Genomic DNA, 18,031 nt, shown 5'->3' on the forward strand with positions numbered 1-18,031 from the left:
GCGCGGTATTTTTGTTTTTGCAGAGTCAATAAAACAGTTTGTTTTATGAGGATACGGAAATACACAGTGTAGCTATTTGTAATCGGTGGTTGCTCAAACTTTCACCAACACTTAGCCTTTCTCACCTTTTTTGATCACACGAGTGATAACAATAAATGCGTGCATGGTTGATAGCAGTAGTTTGTGGTTTGGCTGGTTTTAGTGCCAGTGCGGGCGCCGATGTGGACCCGGTGGATGCGGAGCGATTGGGCAAAGATCTCACCCCGGTGGGCGCCGAAATGTTGGGTAATGGTAGCGACATTCCCGCATGGCGCGGCGGTTTGGCGAAGGATCTGGATCATTCTCCTGGAGATTTTCATACCAACCCGTTCGCCACCGATAGGGCCAAATTTCGTATTACTGGCGAAAATTGGCAACAGCACAAAGATCGTCTATCACCCGGTCAAATTGCCTTGCTAGAGCGCTTTCCGGACTTTTATTTAGACGTCTATCCAACTCGGCGTAGTGCGTCCTATCCCGATTACGTTTATCAAGCGCTGAAAGACAATGCCAACAAAGCAGAGCTGTTGGAATACGGCTCTGGGGTGCGCAATGCTGTGATGACATCACCGTTTCCGATGCCCCAATCTGGCCTTGAGGTGCTGTGGAATCACACCCTGCGGTTTCGCGGCCATGCCATGCGCTTTGAGGCCGTCGCCACCTCGGTAACCAGTGGCGGCGAGCGCATGGATGTGCTGCGCGATTACCAGTACTACATCCGCTACAGTGAGGTGGGTTTAGAGCCAGAGGATCTGGACAACAAAATCTTCTTTCTTAAACGCAAAACCTTGTCTCCTGCTCAGATGGCCGGTCGCATCACCTTAGTGCATGAGACGCTCGACCAAGTCCGCTCGCCCAGAAAGTCTTGGATCTATGTGCCGGGCCAGCGCCGTTTGCGCCGCACACCGGATTTGTCCTACGACACGGCAGACGTCAACACCAACTCCATTCGCACCATCGATCAGGTGGACATGTTTAATGGCGCACCGGATTTCTACGATTGGACGCTGGTCGGCAAGCAAGAGCTCTACGTTCCCTACAATGCTTATCGGGTACACCAGGGAGATCTGACCCTCGATAACATTCTGGCAGAGCGTCACCTCAACCCTGAACTGCTGCGTTACGAAGCCCATCGAGTATGGGTGGTTGAAGCCAATTTACGCGTTGGCTACCGTCATCGCTACGCCAAGCGTCGCTACTATGTCGATGAGGACTCCTGGTCAATTCTCTACGCCGAGGAGTACGACAGTGAGGGCAACCTGTGGCAAGTGACTGAATCCCACACCATCAACTTTTACGACGTCCCCATGGTGTACCCAACGCTGGAAGTCACCTACGACCTGCAGTCCGGCCGTTATTATGCCGAAGGCCTGGACAACGAACGTGGCGCAACGGCGAACTTCAGCGAGCGTTTAACTCCGCGAGATTTCTCCACCAGCTCTGTGCGCCGCGAAGCGCGCCGTTAAAGCCAGTTTGGCAAAGGTCACTGTTGTTGTGGCCTTTGTCGCTACTTTCCTCTCGTCAGGTTAACCCAAAGGTATTGGGCCGAAAGGCCGCCTGCGTGCATACTGGCGGCCATTTTGTCTGTGATTAGGAGTCGTCGTGCGCTGGCTGTGTATTGGCATGCTGTTGATCGGGAGCTGTTTGAGGGCTGCCGAACTGCCGGAAAATTTCGAGCAGTTGGACGAAGACGTTCAGGCGGTCATCCTGGAATACTTGTTCTTTTCAGAGCAGGCCGATCAGGTCTGGGGTGAGGATTTTGCCGCCTCAGATCGCTACCGCATGGTGAAGTATCTCGATAATTATCACACCCGAGTGATGATCGATTTTGCTGCCGGGCGAATCCGCATCGAACAGCGTGGCGGCGAGCAGCCTGTTCAAGCGCTGCGCCAAGCGATTGTTGCTACCTTGCTGACACCAGCAGACCCGAATCAAGTCGATTTATACACTGCCACCGACATGGGCCTAACCGGCAAACCGTTTCTAGCCGGCCGGGTAACGGACTATGACGGTAAGGATATTCTCTTTCCATGGCGGGCCAATCGCTTTGCCGATGAGTTAATGCAACGGGCGCTCAAACGCGGCCAGGGACGTTATTGGGTCGACATCCCGATGGTGAGCAATTACTTGCACGCCGGTGCCCGCCAATACTGGCCACTGGTGCAAGCTGCGGCGCAAAAATACCAGGTTTCATCGGCCTTGATGCTGGCGATTATGGAAACGGAAAGCAGCTTTAACCCGATGGCGGTGTCGCCGGTTAGGGCCTACGGACTGATGCAGATTATGCGCAAAACCGCCGGGCGTGATGTATTCGAGCGAGTGTACCGACGCAGCGGTATGCCGAGCCGACGTTATTTGTTCAACCCGGCCAATAATATCGATGTTGGCGCCGCTTACTTATCCATCTTGCGGGATATTTATCTGAAGGATATTCGTGGCTGGCGCAAGCGTCAGTACAGCATGATCGCCTCCTACAACGGCGGTGCGGGCAATTTGTTTAAAACCTTTGCTAGCAGTCGCAAGCGAGCGATTGCCAGGATCAACGCCATGTCCGACCAGCAGGTCTACAACACCATCGTGCGCCATCACCCTGCGGCGGAAACGCGTCGATATCTGCAGAAAGTGACGCAAAAGCAACAGAAGTACAGTGCATGGAAATAATGTCATCGGCCATTGCCGCAGAGCTGCAGGCGAGCCTTTGTTTGCCTGGCGCCTCTTTGGCAGTCTCGCCAATTCCAGATGCTCGGCTGCAACTGGCGCTGTTGCAGCTTGAGGATACGCAACTGCTGCTGGACAGTCGCAGTATTCAACAGTGGTGGCAGAACTTGCCGTACTGGGCGTTTGCCTGGGCGGGTGGGCAGGCATTGGCGCGGTTTATTAGCGAGCATCCGCAAGCGGTCGCGGGCAAAAACGTGCTCGATTTTGGTTGTGGTTCGGGAATCGCTGGCATCGCTGCTGCACAAGCCGGTGCTAACGTGGTTGCGGTCGATCTTGATCCTTTGGCGCTGCAGGCGGTATCGCTTAACGCGGAGCTGAATCGGGTATCGGTCACCACGGTGGCAGATTTGCGCACCTGCCCTGACGACCTTGATATGGTATTGGCGGCGGACGTGTTGTACGACATCAGCAGCAATGGCGATTTAAGCTGCTGGTTGTCGCAGGTCCCTGCATGGCTGTTGGCAGAAACCAGCGATATTGTGAAGCAACGCGGCCATTTGCCAGCTTTGCAGCAGATTGCTCACAGTGTGCATGCCACGCTGCCAGCGATTGGTGACTTCGATGAGCGCGTGGAAGTATGCATCTATCAGCGTCAGATCAATGACGGCTAGGGGATTGCGGCTAAACTGAAGGTGTTCACTGCTTGAGGATATGGCCAAATGAGTTACGCCACGGTTAAGGATGTGTTGGATTACAGTCGTACGTTGCATGAGCACGCGCGCAATTTGTATCAACAGCTGCGCGATCAGACCCAACGCGAACGCGTGGATATGATGCTGAAGTTGCTGGCCGAGCATGAAGATGCGCTGGCAAAAACCATGACCAGCACCAGCGAAAGCACAGCCAAGCGGGTGTTGGACGAATGGCATCAGTTTGAGCCGGGCTCTATCAGCGAGGCTATTAGCAGCTGCCGGGAATGCCACCCGGACATGACGGTGGAGGAGCTGGTCGAGATCGCTCTGAAAATCGATGACTACCTGATCACGCTCTATCGCCACATGGTCAGTGAGGCCACCAGCGAGGCATCACGACAGCTGTTTGAAAATTTAGTGCAGCTGGAAGAAACGGAAAAAATCCGCACGGTCAGAGCGGCGCTATCGGTCAACGACTGGTAGCGCCTCTGATGATTAGCTGGCGACCAGAATACGCTCTGGTGGCTGGCTTTGCTGGCGGCGTCGATACGCTGCCGGCGTTTCTCCCGTCCATTGCTTAAATGCCCGCTCGAACCCACGTCGATCCGAAAAACCAAGTTCCATCGCCAATTGCTGCACGTCTGTACTGCTGGCCTCCAGTGCTTGTTTGGCTTTCTTTAAGCGCACATCTTTAACCAAGGTCGAGAACTGGCAGTCTTCTTCTTGCAGGCGGCGGGTCAGCGTGCGGCTGCTGGTGCTGAGCAAGTCGGCGACGGCGTCCTTGGTCATCGGCAAGTTTTCTGGCCATTGATGCAGAATGTACAGCACACGCCGGCTAAAGCTGCGATATTGGCTGAATTGCATTAACGCCAAATCGGCTTGCTCGCGCAGCTCATTGAACAACGCCGGGTTGCCATAATAGAGAGGGCTGTCAATATGGCGGCTGCTAAAGCTGATCCAGTTTTGCGATTGTTCGTACTGCACTGGCAAGCCAAAGAAATCCTGCAGCTGTTGCTGATGTGCCGGTTCGTGAGCCGCAAAACCGACGCCAGTCAGGCGATAGTATTTGCCGCCCAAAGCTCGCCCTAAGGTATGCACGCCGCTAGCAATCAGTTCCGCCCGCGCCGCATTGCCGGTACTGCTGCCAGGAGAGACATAAAACACAACCTTGATGGTCTCGTGGCCAGTAAAGATATCCGGTGCACGCGAGTCGCTGATCAGCGAGTAATAACGCCGGAGGATGGTCAGAGCTTCGCGTGCGGTCTGGCAGTTGCTGAGCAAGAAGCCCAATAAACTGAAACTGCGAATATCCAAGTGACGGCCTATCTGCATGCCGATGGAGGAGTCATCCAGCCATTTGCACAGATTCTCTAACAGGCGATCGAATTGGTGAATGGGGATGCGCTGTCCGGGATCAAGCACCGAGTCGGCATTGATATCAATACTGCGGAGTAACTCACTGCAGGACAGCCCGCGGTTCTCAAGCGCATCAAATAGCGGTTTGAGCACCGCCGTCGTCATGGATGACGTTGGATGTGGACTCATAGTGCTGCTTCTACATGTTTGTTGTTGTTATTGTTAGTGCCGTCTTGGCGACACTGCTCGGTCTTGGCTTTGGGTGCCTGTCGCTATTGTGAGACAAAGCGTTTCACGAGCTTGCAACAGGCGGCCTAAATGACCCAATGACAATAACGTATCACCACAGGCACGGCGTCGGCTACCCATGTCGCCGACTTTTTTACCGCCAGTTTCTGCCACTAACAGTCGTTCGATTTAAAAAATCTAAAAAAAACAAACAATTAGTGTTGACAGAAGAAGGCGGTATCCCTAATATGCGCAACCTCTGACGCGGGGTGGAGCAGCCTGGTAGCTCGTCGGGCTCATAACCCGAAGGTCGTCGGTTCAAATCCGGCCCCCGCAACCAACAAATTTCTGCTCGATTTGTGGTGTGGTTCAGAAGCAAAAAAATGACGCGGGGTGGAGCAGCCTGGTAGCTCGTCGGGCTCATAACCCGAAGGTCGTCGGTTCAAATCCGGCCCCCGCAACCATTTTTACGAATTCTAAAAGCCCGCTTACAAGCGGGCTTTTTCGTTTCTGGCGTTTGCATTTATGCCGCGCTGTTGGGCCTAACCTTGTCGTCCAGTTTTCATGCCCGACTTGGCAGTCAGCTTCAATGTCAGTGCAGGCATGTTGCTCTGGCGGCAGCGGGTTTATGATACGGCTTTGTTCGAACGCGGCTTTAGCTTTCAATGTCCAATCGCCCTGCTACTGGTTTTTACGCCATCCATGCCAATCATCTTGAAGACTTGCGCCGTGCGGTGGTGCATTTGTGTCGCCATCATCCGTTGGCGCCGCTGCAAAATGAGACTTTTCTGGTTCAAAGTAACGGCATTGCCCAGTGGCTAAAGCTGGCGCTGGCGGAGCAACAGGGCGATGGTCTCGGCATCGCTGCGGGCATGGACTTCTTATTTCCAGCGCGTTTTATCTGGCAAGCCTACCGGGCGGTGTTGCCGGCTGGAGAGGTGCCGGAACAGTCGCCGTTTGATAAGCGTCGTATGATTTGGCGGCTGTATCGTTTGTTGCCACAGCAAATTGAGCAGCGGCCGAGTTTTGCACCGTTAGCGCGTTTTCTCAGTGCCGAAGACACCGACGTCCGCCGCTTCCAGCTGGCAGAAAAAATAGCCGACTTATTTGACCAGTACCAAGTCTTTCGAGCAGATTGGTTGGCGCAATGGGAAGCCGGTAACGATGTGTTGGTTACTGCACGTGCCGAGGTGCGTGCCTTGCCTGAGGAGATGTGCTGGCAGCCGCAACTGTGGCGCAGCTTGCTGCAAGACGTCGGTGGAGAGCGCAGCAGCCGAGCGCACATTCACACCAGTTTTATGCAGCAAGGCCAAACCTTGGCAGCGCCCGCCAACGACGCACAGTTGCCAAAGCGCATCATTGTGTTTGGGGTGTCGTCGCTGCCGCGCCAGGCGCTGGAGGCTTTGTCCGTATTAAGCCGTTTTAGTCAGGTGGTGCTGTGTGTGCACAACCCGTGTCAGTATTTTTGGTCTGACATCATCAGCGACCGGGATCTGTTTCAAGTGCAGCGCCAGCGTGGTAAGCAGCATCCTGTGTTGTCGGGCATGAGCGCAGAAGTTGTGCATCAGCATGCGCCCCCATTGTTGGCGGCCTGGGGAAAGCAGGGGCGGGACTACATTCGCTTGTTGGATGAGTTTGACGATCCTTCTGAATATTCCTCCGGGCTATCAACGCCAGAACAGAAAATCGATATTTTCTCCGACCATGGCGATGCAGAAATATCTCGTTTATTACATGACATTCAGAACGACATTTTGCATTTACGCCCATTGAGCGAAATTCAACAGCAAAATCGTGTGTTCGACCATCAAGATGATCGCTCGTTGGTTTTTCACAGTGCCCACAGCCCGCAGCGTGAAGTGGAAATATTGCATGACCAGTTGCTGGCGGCTTTTAACGCTGACCCGACTCTTCGGCCGCGTGATGTGATGGTGATGGTGCCGGATATTAATGTGTATACACCGCATATTCAGGCGGTGTTTGGGCGCCATCTCAGCAGCGATAAGCGATTTATACCCTTCACCATTTCCGATCAAGGGCAGCGCCACCAGCAGCCACTGTTAATCGCGCTGGAAACCTTGTTGTCTTTGCCCACACATCGCTTTTCCAGCAGCGACATTTTGAGCTTGTTGGAAGTGCCAGCGCTTAGAGCCAGATTCGGCATTGACGAAGATGAGGTGCCGTTAGCACGCCAGTGGGTAGAAGGGAGCAATATTCGCTGGGGCTTGCACAGCCGTCAGCGTGAAAGCTTGGATTTACCGCCACAACTGCAGCGCAACACCTGGCAAGCTGGGCTGCGGCGCATGTTAATGGGATATGGCTTAGGCGACGACGCTGCCTGGATGGATGTTGAGCCTTACACCGAAGTGGCGGGGTTACAGGCCAGTTTGGCAGGGCGTTTATATGCGTTTGTGCAGCAATTGGAATGGTTGTGGCAGGCGCTGCAAACCGAAAAAACATATCAGCAATGGCAAGCACTGTTGGCCGATCTATTGGACCGTTTTTTTGATCAGTCTGATGGTGATGACCTAGTGTTATTAAATCGTTTTCGCCGCCAGTTAGAGCAATGGCGCGAGGACTGTGAGGCGGCGGATATACCCCAGCAGCTGTTGCCATTAAATATTGTCAAAGACGTACTGTTGGATGGCTTGGACGAAGGCGGTTTAAATCAACGTTTTTTAGCAGGCAAAGTAAACTTTGCGACACTGATGCCAATGCGCGCCATTCCTTTCCGTCACGTCTGTTTGCTGGGTATGAACGACGGCGACTATCCGCGCAGTCACCATCCGGTAGACTTTGATTTAATGGCTACGGATTATCGCCCAGGGGATCGCTCGCGGCGCGAGGACGATCGCTATCTTTTTTTAGAAGCGCTGCTGTCGGCGCGCGATGCACTCTACATCAGTTGGGTGGGGCGCAGTATTCGTGACGACAGTGAGCGCCCGCCATCGGTGTTGGTGTCACAACTGCAGGATTATGTGGATACAGTATGGCAAGCGGAAGATGGCCGTGTCACAGACGGTCTGACTCAGCAGCACCCATTGCAGCCCTTCAGTCGCCAGTATTTTCCAACCAAGGACAACTCGCCAGAAGCGACGTCATTTACCTCTTGGTTTACGTACGAAACTGAATGGCGACAAGCGCACACGGGGGTCGAAAACGATGCATCGTCGCAGCTGGTATATCAGCCACCGTCAGAACCGCTGACCCTGGCAGAGTTGGCGCAGTTTTTAAAATATCCGGTGGAAACATTTTATCAGCGTCGTTTACAGGTGCAGTTTGCCAGCGTCGAACAGCCCATGTCGGAGGTGGAAAATTTTGCCTTGGACGGCTTAACGCGGTGGCGTTTGGACCAGGAAATCATCGAGCAGGTGATTACTCCCGCCGATTCGCAGCAGGAGTTTGAGCAAGCACTGCAGCAGCATTTACAGCGTCTGGTGCTGCGCGGTGATGTGGGCATGGGCGTTACTGAGCAGGTGTTGCAGCAAACCATCGCTCAGCGATTGCCCGATCTATTCGAGCGCTATCATGGCGCTAAGCAGCATTGGTGCATGGAGGACACGGTGAGAGCTTTTCATCAAGTCTTTCCTGGAGTGACGTTGGCGTCAGAAAATTCCGTACAGGCCCAGCCGCTAGCATCGCTTGAGGTGGCTGATTGGCTAACGCACATTCGACTGAATCAACATGGAGAACGCTGCCGGCTAATCATTGCCAACAGCAGTTTGCTCAGCGGTTCAGGCGCGCAGCGTAAAGTGCGCTATCGCAATCTAATCCCGTATTGGTTGGTACACCTTGCTGGGCAATTAACGACCGAGCCGTTTGTGAGCCAAATTTTGGCGAAAGAAGAAGGGCGAGAATTTACCTTTCCGCAATTGCCTCGGGCAACTGCGCATGCGTGTTTAACCGCGATTGTACATAGTTGGCAGCTCGGCATGACGCGACCACTATCGTTGCATTGCGACGCTGCCTTTGCCTGGATCGGCAGCTTTTATCAAAGTAAGCGCTATCAAGGCGATGGCGAGCGGGCAGATAAAGAAGCGCTGGCGGTGTATGAGCTGGCGCTGGAGCGAGACCCCGGGTATTTGCGTGGCGCCGATATTCCCTTGTTGGACCAAGAATTTTACGCCCTGCTGCAGGCTGTGTATTTGCCATTGTGGCAAGCCGAGCAAGGTGTAGAGATTTCAGCACCAAATTTTGCCAGTGAAAATCCCCCTGAGTTAGTGCCAGAAATAGGACAGGTAAATGATCAGCACTGATCGTCACGAACTTGATCCGCTGACCCTCGCGCTCAATGGCCGTGCCCTCATTGAAGCCAGTGCCGGCACGGGTAAGACCTTTACCATCGCATTTTTATACGTGCGCTTGGTGCTTGGGCACGGCGCTGTGCCCGAGCAGCAAAGTGCCGGTGTATTGCCGCCGAATATTTTGGTAGTGACTTTCACCGAAGCCGCGACCAAAGAGCTGCGTGATCGTATTCGAGCACGTTTGATGCAAGCAGCCAGCGTGTTTAGTGAGCAAGCACTAGAGCCGACGGCCGATACCGACATGCTGTTTCAGTTGCGCGATCACAGCTTTGCCGATCCACAGACATGGCCAGAGTGTCGAAAAAAACTGCTGCTGGCGGCAGAGTGGATGGATGAAGCGGCGGTATCCACCATTCACTCATGGTGTCATCGCATGCTCAGCGAGCACGCCTTTGATAGCGGTAGCTTATTTCGCCTGAGTTTAGAAACAGACCAAAGCGAGCTATTGCTGCAAGCGGCGCAAGATTATTGGCGTACTTTTGTTTATCCGCTGCCATTGCCTCTGATCGATGAAGTGCTGTCGCTTTGGTCGCAGCCAGAAGCGCTAATGTCTGCGGTGCGCCCGTTATTGGGGAAATTGCAGCAGCCAACGCCTGAACGTGAATTGCAGAGCGATTTACAAGACATAATTGCCGATGTCACGGAGCAGCGTCAGCAAGCGGTGCAGGCATTAAAGGCATATCCATGGCAACAATGGCAGACCGAGGTTGAAGAATTGCTGGCGCAGTTAAAAGACGATAAGCGCCTGCATGGGGCCAGCCGCAACGCCATGCTCAAAAGCTGGCCTGCGTTATTGGAGTGGGTTGAATCTGCGCAATTGTTGCCAGCGGGATTGGAAAAAGCCGGGCTAACCAATCAAACCCCGCAAGGGTTGGAAAAAATTCTTAAAGGAGAGGGCGAGGCGCCGCAGCATCCGGCCTTTAATGCCATCGCTGAACTGCAGGCATTAGCCGCACAGATGCCAACGGCCAAAGCAGCCATGCTGGCGCACGCCTGCAGCTGGATCAGCCAGCGGTTGGAGTTTGAAAAATGCCAGCATGCGCAAATGAGCTTTGACGATTTGCTCACCCGTCTGGACGACGCTTTACAAGGAGGGCGGGGCAGCGCCTTAGCGGCTACGATTCGACGGCAATTTCCGGTGGCTTTAATCGATGAGTTTCAAGACACGGACCCGGTGCAATATCGAATTTTTGATACGGTGTACGACGCAGAGCATCAAAACACAAACTGTTTATTGATGATCGGCGATCCTAAGCAAGCCATTTATGGGTTTCGCGGTGCGGATATTTATACCTACTTGCAAGCGCGACGTTCGGCCGAGCAAACAACCTACACCCTGGCAACCAATTATCGCTCGGCGGCCGGCATGGTGGATGCCGTCAATACGGTATTTGAATACGCCGAACAGCATCGCCCCGAAGGTGCATTTTTGGTCGATCGTGAGGGTCTGCCTTTTACCGCAGTGAAAGCACATGGTCGCCCGCAACAATGGTGGTGTGATGAGCAACCGGCTGCACAGCTAACGTTCTGGCTGCAAGCATCGGACGATGGCAAAGAGTTGGCGAAAGGTGTTAGTCAGCAACAGATGGCGGACAGCTGCGCCAATGAAATTGCCCGGTTATTACAACTTGGGCAGCAACATAAAGCTGGGTTTCGAAGTGGTGACGATGTCACACCGCTACAGCCTCAGGACATCGCGGTGCTGGTTAATAATCGCATCGAAGCACACAGTATTCGATCGGCACTGAGTGATCGTGGTGTAAAAAGTGTGTATTTATCCGACCGTGATTCCGTGCTGCATTGCAGTGAAGCTTTTGAATTACTCACTTGGCTGCGCGCGTGTGCTGAGCCGCGAGTATTGTCTTACTTGCGCGCTGCGTTAGCGACGCCAACATTGGCTCGCAGTTGGCAGCAGCTCGATGCTTTGCTCAGTGATGAATCTGAACTTGAGCGCATCATTGAGACGTTTATTCACTATCAGCAGCTGTGGCAACGCCAAGGTGTCTTACCTATGCTGCGCCACTTTTTGATGGAGTTTGATGTGCCCGCCCGACTGCTGGCGCAAGACGATGGTGAGCGTCGGCTTACGGATATTCTGCATCTGGCGGAGCTGCTGCAACAAGACAGTCAACAGCTGGAAGGTGAGCATGCTTTGCTGCGCCATTTTCGTCAACTATTAAATGATGCTAACAGCGAACAGGAGCATCGCACTTTGCGGCTGGAAAGTGATGCGGGTTTGGTCAAAGTGGTGACGGTGCATAAATCGAAAGGACTGGAATACCCATTGGTATTTTTGCCATTCGCCACCAGCGCCCGGCCGCTCACGCAACAGGCCAATATGCTGCAGTACCATGACGACGATGGGCAGTTAAAGACAGTGCTGGACCCATCCGCTGAAATTGCCCAGCAAGCGGATCAAGAGCGGTTGGCAGAAGATGTGCGCAAATTGTATGTGGCTTTAACGCGTGCACGTTTTGCTACTTGGGTCGGCGCTGCAGAGGTCAAAGACTGGCGACACAGTGCATTGGGCTATTTATTGGCGCCAGCGGATTTGGCTCAAGGTTTGGCCGACCTATGCGCCCAGCAGTCATCGCTGCAGGTGTTGCCGATGCCGCAGGAAGAGGCGACGGTTTATCAACCCGCGGCTGAAATGGCGTTAGGGCCAGCCAGAGTCGCGCAGCGTACGGTAAAAGAAAACTGGTGGATATCCAGTTATTCCGCTTTGGAGTACACCGCCAGAGCTGGCCATAACACGGTATTTGCATTGGAGTTTGAGGATGCTTACGGCCAGAATTTAACCGATGAATATGACCAAGTTGTGGACGCACCCGAACAACCTAAGGTTCAAGCGCGTTGGCATCAGTTCCCACGGGGGGCCGAAGCCGGCACATTTTTGCATGACATTTTAGAGTGGTGTGCCACCCAGGGATTTGCCAACGTTGTGGCCGACCCAGCGGCGCTGCAGCAGCAATTACAGAAGCGTTGTCAGAGTCGCGGTTGGCAGGTGTGGGAATCTGATTTGCAGCGCTGGATTACGCTGTTACTCACACAGCCGTTGCCAATAGGGGATGGTAGCGTCAGTCTGGCGCAGCTCAATGGCTATCAGGCGGAAATGGAATTTTGGTTCGAAAGCAGTTCGGTGTCTTTGTCAGCTCTGGATCAATCTGTGTCTGCGCATACCTTGCAGAGCGCTGATCGGCCACAAATAAAGGCCGGTCAGCTGAACGGTATGGTCAAAGGGTTTATTGATTTGGTGTTTGAGCATCAGCAGCGTTTTTATGTGCTGGATTACAAATCGAATGTGCTCGGAGAGCAAGACCTAGATTATAACCTGGTCAATATGGCCAATATGATTCTCAATAAACGTTACGACTTGCAGTTTGTCTTGTACGTGTTGGCGTTGCATCGATTATTAAAAGTGCGCTTGCCCGACTACGATTATCAGCGCCATATGGGGGGAGCCGTGTATTTTTTCTTGCGTGGTGTACAAGCGCCTGGCCATGGTGTGTTTGCACACAAACCTGAGCAATCGCTGATTGAATCTCTGGATCAATTATTTGCCGGTGTGCCTCTGGTACCAGAGAAATTGAGCGGGAGCGAGCTGTGAGCGACTCGCAATTATCCTTCAGTTTTGATCAAAGTGAGCCACTGAGTGAATCGGACGTAGCCGAGCTGCTCTCTGCGTGGCAGCAGGCACAGTGGCTGAGGCCATTGGATTGCAGCTTTGCGCAGTTAATTGTTGAGCTGGAAAAAGAACAGGGGCGCGGCGTCGAGCCTTTGGTGTTGTTATTGGCAGCGCTCACGTCTTATCAGGTCGGGCGCGGGCATGTATGCATCGATTTGGCGGCCTTGGTGAATGACTCGCGCCAGGCGTTGGCGTTGTCGCCTGATGAAGAACGCAGTTGGCAAACTCTTGAGACACAAACACTGCCGCAACATGCGTTGGCGCATCTGTCATTAAACGATTGTTTAGAGGCGTTGCAGCGCTCGGTCGCGGTCAGTGATGGCAGCGAAGTGACACCTTTGGTGTTGCAAGGGCAGCGCTTATATCTGCGCCGTTTATGGCGCTATGAGCAAACTATCGCTGCCAATATCGCTGCACGATTGTCGGCTCGGGCGGAACTGCTCAGTGCAGACAGTGAGCAGGCGGTGACCTTGTCGCAGGCCCTAGCGCAGTTATTTGAATTTCACTCGGCGACGGACTATCAAAAACTGGCGTGCGCATTGGCGGCTCGCAGCCGCTTTGCGGTGATCACTGGCGGGCCGGGGACTGGCAAAACCACCACCGTGGTCAAATTGTTAGCGGCTTTGCAGGCGTTGGCAGCGGTGCATCGCGGTCAGCCTTATCGCATTCGCCTAGCGGCACCAACGGGCAAAGCCGCTGCCCGGCTGAATGAATCCATTGCTGCCGCGGTCGGTAAATTGCCGTTGTCATTATTGCCGGGCCCACCTGCGAGGAACGACATCCCGACGCAGGTCACCACCGTACATCGTTTGTTAGGCAGCCGACCTAATAGCCGCCATTTTCGCCACCACAGTGGGCATCCTTTGCCGTTGGATATTTTGGTGGTTGATGAGGCCTCCATGGTGGATGTGGACTTGATGGCGGCTCTGCTGGACGCATTGCCAGACACAGCGCAGCTGATTTTATTGGGTGACAAAGATCAGCTGGCGTCGGTGGACGCCGGCGCGGTATTGGGAGAGCTGTGTGCCCGCGCCACCGAAGGGCATTACACCCACGAGACAGCCAGCTGGCTACAGCAGGTGTGTCAGCAACCGGTACCAGCATCGCTGCGGGATGATTCCGGCCGTGCATTGGACCAAGTTGTAGCCATGTTGCGCGTGAGTTATCGCTTTCAGCAAGACAGTGGCATTCGTGAGTTGGCCCAAGCAGTGAATGAGCGGGCGCTGACAGAGCCATTGCTCACAGCCTGTCGCAACTCTGATTTCGCCGACGTTTGCTGGCTGCATACGGAGAACAGTGACGCTGCGCTGCAGCAGCTGGCTCTGCACGCGGTGGATGGCAGCGCCGCTCGGTTTGCCAATGTAGGCCGCGGGCGGGTATTGCATGACCAGCCGCTACCACCACCCTGTGGCTATCGCCATTATTTGCAGCAGATAAAGGACTGTTCGCTGACAGAAAAATGCGCTGAGCCGCTTTGGCAACAATGGGCTGCTGGGGTATTGGAGGCATTTTCTGAATTTCAGATTTTGTGTGCGGTGCGCCAAGGCCCTTGGGGCGTAGAGGGAGTCAATCAACTGGTGGCGGAGCAGTTGCGGCAAAGTAATTTGATTGAGCGCAGCGATGGCTGGTATCCAGGACGCCCCGTGTTGGTCACGGCAAACGACTATAACCTTGGGCTGATGAACGGCGATATTGGCATTACCTTACGTGTTCCGCTGGGGCGCACACCCGATGGTGGAATTGAATGGGTGTTGCGGGTGGCTTTTCCTGCGGCGCAGGACAGATCAGCGAAAGAAACAGCTGCGAAAGAAACAGCGGCAAAAGAAACAGCAGTAAATGAAGACGTTGCACAACGGAGCGCTGGTCAAAGCCAGCGCGTACGTTGGGTGTCGCCCAGCCGGTTGCAGCAATTAGAAACGGTGTTCGCCATGACGGTGCACAAGTCGCAAGGCTCGGAGTTTAACCATACTTGCTTAGTTTTGCCGGATCGCATGAGTCCGGTACTCACCAAAGAACTGCTGTACACAGGTATTACCCGAGCAAAAAACTGGTTTAGTTTTTTAACCCCAAATGAGGCGCTATTGCCTGATATCGCTCAGCAAGCGGTTACTCGTGTGTCCGGATTGCGCGAGGGTCTTGAGCAGCAACAAGTGGTAGATGACAAAAGCAATTGTTGGAAGAAGCGATGGTTGAAAGAAGCGATTGACGCAACGAGCAATGAGTTGAAACCGCGCCCTGGCTCACAAGGAGAGGGCGCGTGACGCAGAGTTATCCAATATTTCAGCTTCTATTGGACATTTTCCAGCGTTATTGGATCACATCGCCTTGACGGAAAATAGCGATCTGTAATTGGCCTGCCGCTGTGCGGCTGACACGGTAGGCTTGTCCTGCACCCCACACAGACAGCTGTCCATCTTTGCTGACTTCCAGTATGGTGTTTTCGTCCACTGCCCAGCCTGGGCTAGGAACATGCTGTTGTTCTACAGCGTGCATCAAGCGGGTTACCGTGCCCCATTGGCTGGCGTGCACATCTAATGAAAAGGGCACCAGTCCCAGTCCTGGGCGAACGTCTAATGCATCCAGACCTTCCGCTAGGTCGGCATCAAGGATGGCCACCTGACGCTTGCTTACCGGCATTTGCCAGCCGCCAACTACTGCCTGTTCGGCTGCAATCACGATGCCTGCAGAAAAGCCGCCGTACACCACGTTGTTATCTTTCAGATATTGTACCCAGCTTTGGTCGGCAGTAAGCACTTCTTGATACAGGGGAGTCAGGCCACCCCAGACAAACACGGCCGTCGGTGCCAACTCCGCCAGTTTCGTTGCAGTCAGGGTTTCGCCAGCAGTCAGAGTTAGTGATACCAGTTCATCATTGCTGGCACCCAACTCTAAAAAGACATCGCGTGAGCGTTCTACCTGCGCCTGTCGATCTTCTTCTGAGTCGTCTTCTTCGGCGACATGAATGGAAACGATGCGACGCTTACCATCTTGCTGAGCCGCAGCAAAAAATCGTTGGTAGACATCAGTGCGAGCGTCGGTATCCCAACCACCGCCGACTAAAAACAGGTGTAACAGAAAAGAGGTCATTGTGTGTTCTCTGTGTTGTTTTGATTGTTGTAATAAGCAGCCGGGCGGCAGACCCTAAACTAAGCCGTGTCTGATAATCAAGTCAGTGCGATGTAAGTTCTACGCATAATTGCGTAGTTATGTCGGCTGGATACACGGTCATCTGGAGCGCAGTTAGCCTGATGCTGCAGGTGCAACTGCAGGAGTGACGGCCAATAGCGAGCTGTTGACCAGTAGTTACCTCGGCAACCTCTGAGGTGGACAAGGATTCAGTCTCTAGGCCAGAGTTGGTTACTGGTATTGGCTATTTGCACTCATACCATTTTATGAATTCCCGCCTTGCGATTTAGTCGCCTATTTCTGTCACTGTCTAGTCTCTCAAGAAGAAAAGGAGTGAGCCACCGGCCGGTTTTGGTGCGTGTGGCATCCTGATTCGAACCGCCAAGAGACACTGACGTCATGCTGTTGTTGAGACGCTACATCTGGATGTACCCCATTGTCGCCACCGCAGTCACTGCCGTGGCGTTTTCAATTGTTGGTGCCACGTTGGCCGTGACGGTGGCCGTGCTGGCTGCAGCGCTGCTGGCTCTCTTTGCTTGGCAGGCGCAGCAACGCCAGCAAGCCGAGTTGCAGGAGCACGCCTCACAGCAGCAACACGAGCAGAAACAACACCTCGTCGGCGATCAATTTGCTCGCCAGCTATCAACCCTGTGGACGGATGTGACGCCCGTTTGGCGCCGCCACATAGACGGATGTCGTCAGTTAGGTAACGAATCTATCGAAGCGCTGTCGGCTCGTTTCAGTCACCTAGTGACGCTGATTATGGAAGAGCAAAACAATTACAGCGGCGACAGTCACAGCAGTGACTCGTTGGAGCGCGATAAGCAGCAGCTGCATCGCTTGTTTGAACAGCTACGCAGTTATGAAGACACGTCGGATGAGATGTTCGAGAAAATCTCAATGTTAGAAGGTTTTGCCAACGATCTGGATTTGATGGCCAGTTCAGTCGCGAGTATTGCCGATCAAACCAACATGCTGGCGTTAAATGCTGCCATCGAGGCGGCTCGTGCTGGCGACAATGGCCGCGGATTTGCGGTGGTCGCGACTGAAGTACGCAGCCTGTCGCAACAATCTGGCGAGGCCGGCGATCAAATTGCCAGCAAAATATCGGTGCTGAAAAAAAGCATGAGTGAAATCACCGACAGCGCGCGTGAAACTCAGGAGCGTGAAGATCAAACGCTGCGAGAAAGTGAAAGTTTTATTAATGATTTGGTCGCCAGTCTCGAGCAGCAAGCACAAAACTTGGTGGATCGTGGTGCATCTTTATTGGCTATTAATGAGCAGGTGCGCAGAGAAATCGAGCAGGTAATAACAGAGCTGCAATTTCAGGATCGTGTGAGTCAAATCCTCGATCAAGTGACGTCAAGTATGGATGAGCTGGAGCAGGAAGTACGCCAAGCCACGCAAGACTATGACCAACATGGAAGTTTGCCCACGGTACACAGTGAGCATGTGTTAGAGCGGATGAGAACGCAGTACACCACGGTGGAGCAGCATCACCACCATGGTGAAAAAAAGGTTGAAGAGGCCGCCGCAGGTGGCTCTGTGAATTTCTTCTGAGGCGATATTTATGTCTAAAACCATCATGGTAGTGGATGACTCGGCGTCTATTCGACAGGTTGTACGCATAGCGCTAAATGGCGCTGGCTACAACGTGATAGAAGCGTCCGATGGTAAAGATGCGCTGAGCAAGTTAACCGGCGAAAAAATTCATTTGATGATCAGTGACGTCAATATGCCCAATATGGACGGTATCTCGCTGGTAAAAGAGTTAAAGAAAAATCCAAGATACAAGTTTACCCCGGTGATTATGCTGACCACGGAAGCGGGCAAGGACAAAATGGCGGAAGGCAAGGCGGCTGGAGCCAAAGCCTGGGTAGTGAAGCCGTTTCAGCCGCCGCAAATGTTGGATGCGGTGTCAAAATTGATTCTTCCCTGAGGTG

Annotated in this window: 11 protein-coding genes and 2 tRNA genes; 11 read left to right on the top strand and 2 right to left on the bottom strand. The window is 53.5% G+C overall.

The window, feature by feature from the left end; translation table 11 throughout:
* Positions 1-167: 167 nt before the first annotated feature.
* The 4 genes from CHH28_RS11780 to CHH28_RS11795 all read left to right on the top strand — a co-directional run bounded on the left by CHH28_RS11780 (position 168) and on the right by CHH28_RS11795 (position 3,872).
* Positions 168-1,505: a DUF1329 domain-containing protein gene (locus CHH28_RS11780; protein WP_233243618.1), complete on the top strand. Its 1,338-nt coding sequence runs from the start codon at positions 168-170 to the stop codon at positions 1,503-1,505.
* A gap of 136 nt (positions 1,506-1,641) precedes the next feature.
* On the top strand, positions 1,642-2,700 hold the full coding sequence (locus tag CHH28_RS11785; protein WP_094060497.1) for a murein transglycosylase domain-containing protein: 1,059 nt from the start codon (positions 1,642-1,644) through the stop codon (positions 2,698-2,700).
* Positions 2,691-3,368 carry a class I SAM-dependent methyltransferase gene (locus CHH28_RS11790; protein ID WP_094060498.1) on the top strand — a complete coding sequence of 226 codons (678 nt, stop codon included), beginning with the start codon at positions 2,691-2,693 and terminating at the stop codon, positions 3,366-3,368. The genes CHH28_RS11785 and CHH28_RS11790 overlap by 10 nt, the downstream gene beginning before the upstream one ends.
* Before the next feature lie 48 nt (positions 3,369-3,416).
* The gene (locus tag CHH28_RS11795; protein WP_094060499.1) at positions 3,417-3,872 is read left to right on the top strand and encodes a hypothetical protein; all 456 of its coding nucleotides are present in this window, start codon (positions 3,417-3,419) and stop codon (positions 3,870-3,872) included.
* A 12-nt stretch (positions 3,873-3,884) separates the two neighbouring features.
* On the opposite strand, the gene CHH28_RS11800 is transcribed toward CHH28_RS11795, so the two are convergent.
* Positions 3,885-4,934 (bottom strand): AraC family transcriptional regulator, encoded by a 1,050-nt coding sequence (locus CHH28_RS11800; protein ID WP_094060500.1) that lies wholly within the window; start codon positions 4,932-4,934, stop codon positions 3,885-3,887.
* 302 nt (positions 4,935-5,236) lie between these two features.
* Here CHH28_RS11800 and CHH28_RS11805 point away from each other — a divergent pair.
* The 5 genes from CHH28_RS11805 (at position 5,237) to recD (ending at position 15,223) form a co-directional block, all read left to right on the top strand.
* Positions 5,237-5,313 (top strand) — tRNA-Met (locus CHH28_RS11805).
* A gap of 47 nt (positions 5,314-5,360) precedes the next feature.
* Positions 5,361-5,437 (top strand) — tRNA-Met (locus tag CHH28_RS11810).
* A 201-nt stretch (positions 5,438-5,638) separates the two neighbouring features.
* Positions 5,639-9,229: an exodeoxyribonuclease V subunit gamma gene (gene recC, locus CHH28_RS11815; protein WP_094060501.1), complete on the top strand. Its 3,591-nt coding sequence runs from the start codon at positions 5,639-5,641 to the stop codon at positions 9,227-9,229.
* The gene (gene recB / locus CHH28_RS11820; protein WP_094060502.1) at positions 9,216-12,884 is read left to right on the top strand and encodes an exodeoxyribonuclease V subunit beta; all 3,669 of its coding nucleotides are present in this window, start codon (positions 9,216-9,218) and stop codon (positions 12,882-12,884) included. The genes recC and recB overlap by 14 nt, the downstream gene beginning before the upstream one ends.
* Positions 12,881-15,223: an exodeoxyribonuclease V subunit alpha gene (gene recD / locus CHH28_RS11825; protein WP_199243893.1), complete on the top strand. Its 2,343-nt coding sequence runs from the start codon at positions 12,881-12,883 to the stop codon at positions 15,221-15,223. Before recB ends, recD begins: the two co-directional genes overlap by 4 nt.
* A gap of 46 nt (positions 15,224-15,269) precedes the next feature.
* Here recD and CHH28_RS11830 read toward each other — a convergent pair whose 3' ends face one another.
* Entirely contained in the window at positions 15,270-16,049 is a 780-nt protein-coding gene (locus CHH28_RS11830; protein ID WP_094060504.1) for a cyanophycinase, read from the bottom strand.
* Positions 16,050-16,487: 438 nt separating this feature from the next.
* On the opposite strand from CHH28_RS11830, the gene CHH28_RS20410 reads away from it, so the two are divergent.
* Together CHH28_RS20410 and CHH28_RS11840 are read left to right on the top strand one after the other, a co-directional pair.
* Positions 16,488-17,648: a methyl-accepting chemotaxis protein gene (locus CHH28_RS20410; protein WP_094060505.1), complete on the top strand. Its 1,161-nt coding sequence runs from the start codon at positions 16,488-16,490 to the stop codon at positions 17,646-17,648.
* A gap of 10 nt (positions 17,649-17,658) precedes the next feature.
* A complete protein-coding gene (locus CHH28_RS11840; protein ID WP_094060506.1) occupies positions 17,659-18,027 on the top strand; it encodes a response regulator in 369 nt (122 codons plus the stop codon).
* Positions 18,028-18,031: the final 4 nt, after the last annotated feature.

The sequence above is a fragment of the Bacterioplanes sanyensis genome (assembly GCF_002237535.1).
Lineage (GTDB): Bacteria > Pseudomonadota > Gammaproteobacteria > Pseudomonadales > Oceanobacteraceae > Bacterioplanes > Bacterioplanes sanyensis_A.